The 2,294-nt window shown below is 67.9% G+C and carries 3 protein-coding genes; 1 reads left to right on the top strand and 2 read right to left on the bottom strand.

Annotated elements, in window-relative coordinates:
* Nucleotides 1-162 precede the first annotated feature (162 nt).
* A complete protein-coding gene (locus VNE62_03210; protein HVE91298.1) occupies nucleotides 163-1,230 on the top strand; it encodes a hypothetical protein in 1,068 nt (355 codons plus the stop codon).
* Between the two features lie 58 nt (nucleotides 1,231-1,288).
* Here VNE62_03210 and VNE62_03205 read toward each other — a convergent pair whose 3' ends face one another.
* Both VNE62_03205 and VNE62_03200 read right to left on the bottom strand, forming a co-directional pair.
* The gene (locus VNE62_03205; protein ID HVE91297.1) at nucleotides 1,289-1,783 is read right to left on the bottom strand and encodes an SRPBCC family protein; all 495 of its coding nucleotides are present in this window, start codon (nucleotides 1,781-1,783) and stop codon (nucleotides 1,289-1,291) included.
* Between the two features lie 90 nt (nucleotides 1,784-1,873).
* The coding region (locus VNE62_03200) for a DUF234 domain-containing protein (GenBank protein HVE91296.1) at nucleotides 1,874-2,294 on the bottom strand (421 nt) is incomplete at its 5' end.

Raw genomic sequence — 2,294 nt, 5'->3', positions numbered from 1 at the left:
GTCGGCCACCCCAGACCGGGAGTCCCTGCGGGAGCTTGCGCTCAGGAAGCCGCAGGGACCATTTGACGTGCCCGCAGACTTGGCGGTCCGAGGCGCAGCCTCACTAGTATCTACGTATCTACCGTCCGGACAATGAGGGATTCCCTTGGGGCGAAGCGCTCAATGAGGCTCACGGCAGCGCTTACCATGGCCCTGGTTCTCGCGATAAGCGCGTGCCTGTCGCAGGGGACGGCGTCCACGATCTCCAAGCATTGCTCCCAGGACTCCGTGAAGGAGGCGCCCGCCGATCTCGAGACCGCGATCGACGAGTTCGTGCAGTCCATCCCGGCGGCAGACACGTTTCGGTATGCCGACCCCAAGAGAGATCCCGAGGACGTGAAAGCCCTCGTCGAGGGCTTCGCCAAGGTCGCGGGAGGGGACCTCGTGGCGGCGTGCCAGGCGCTGGCGCCGGTTGCGTACCGCGTCGTTCTCACGACCGACAGCAAGACCGGACGGGACGTGGTGTTGCTTCGTGAGAGCCGGGGCGGGGGCGGCTTTGCTCGCGCCTGGGGTCTCTACGTCGTCTCATGGCCGCCGATGGCTAACCCATCGACGCTCACCGTGGAGGTTCCTCATGCCTGTCCCCACACCGTTCCGAGAGGATGTGAAGGAGGGGACCGCTTGACACATCTCGTCGCGGTGAAGGTCTTCCGGGAAGCCAATGCCCGCTACCTGTTCATCAACGGGGCGGACCGCAGGGCGAACGGAATGTTCGGGCTCAGTGAGTGCGAGCAGGATTCGCGCTGTTCCGATGTGGCCCACCAGCCAGAGAGTCCCTTCGAGAAGATCCACGAGAAGGCAGTGGCTGACCTTGGCTCGAATACGAAAGTTTACCAGTCCCACCGCTTCCTCTCCAGCAACCACGACCCACCCCCGATGGACAACGTCTCGCCGGGCACTTCCGGGACCGCGAACGTGGTGGTGTCCGCGGGCACCACCAGTCCTTCTCCGATAGCAGGAGACGTCGCGGGCGGGATCGAGGCGGCAGAGCGCTCCTTCTTTCATGTCTGCCTCTTCAGCGGCGGGCCGGATTGCTCGCAGCTCGGGGCGACCAGAAACGTCCAAAAGGACCACATGTTCGGAGGGCGGTTCGTCCATGTGGAGGCAAACGACACAGTGGTCCGGGAGTCCTGTGAAGCTCCCTGCAGGCGCGATGAGCTGGCCGCGGCGATAGCGGGGGTCATGAAGTGACCAGGCGGTCGTGACTGTCGTCGCCCTCCCGGCGGACGTGGTGGGACGGCTCTGACCGTCAGCCCCGTTCGGCGGCCCGCTTGATCGCCTCCAGCGTCGCCGTCATGTTCCGTTCGTGCTCCTTCAGACGGTCGGCGATGAGGCGCTCCTCGCAGTCCGGCATCGCGGCGATCACCGCGGTCAGGCCGGAGGGACCGGGACCCATCACGGCCCGGTAGCGCAGGAAGGTGCCGCCCGATCCGTCCGGGACCAACTCGTACCGCCAGGTGGCGGCGGTGTTCGCTGGATCCTCCACCGCCCACCCGAAACTGACGCCGGGCTCCGCTTCGGTGACCACCGAGGAGGTCTCCCACGTGCGGCCCTTCCGCACCTGCTGGCCGCGGAAGCGGGCACCGACCTCCGGCCCGCCGGCGCTTGCTTCCCACTGCGCGTCCACGCACTCGCCGCCCCATTCGCCGACGCGGGTGACGTCGCTGACGAGCGACCAGACCCGTTCCGGCGGGGCCGCCACCGTGAGGGCGACCTCGACGCAGGGATGGTCGGACATGCGCATCCGAATAAGGTACCCATTGCCCGGGCGCCGAACAGGACCTGCGTAGTTCGACGTACACGTCCGGGGCGGCCGCGACCTACCATCGCGCACTCAGCGCCAGGCGGACACCAGGTCACCGGGACTGTAGACCGCCGCCAGGTCCCGCGCGGTGCAACCGGAGCGGCTCACCGCGACCAACGGGGCGTCGCGACCCCCGGGCACCTTGGCGCGGTGCACTGCGAGATCGGCTAGATCCCGCGAGTCGAACGGGCTGCGGTCGCGCCACTTGATCGAACCGACGGCGCTGACTCTGCTGGCGCCCGGCCACTGGTCGACCCCCACGAGATCGACCTCGACGCGTCCGGTGCGCGTCCAGTAGCCGCCGACGACTGCGGTCCCAGCCAGCCGCGGATCGCTGGTGGCAAGGCGTTCCAGCGAGGCGCGCACCAACGGTTCCACGGCTCGGCCCCGGTAATCGAGCCACGAGTCGCGGATCCGCGTCAGCGCGAGATCGCATCGGCCGCGGGCGATG

This window comes from Actinomycetota bacterium, assembly GCA_035536535.1.
Lineage (GTDB): Bacteria > Actinomycetota > JAICYB01 > JAICYB01 > JAICYB01 > DATLNZ01.
The sequence above is the reverse complement of the archived record's forward strand: the minus strand, read 5'-3'. Positions and strand labels throughout refer to the sequence as shown.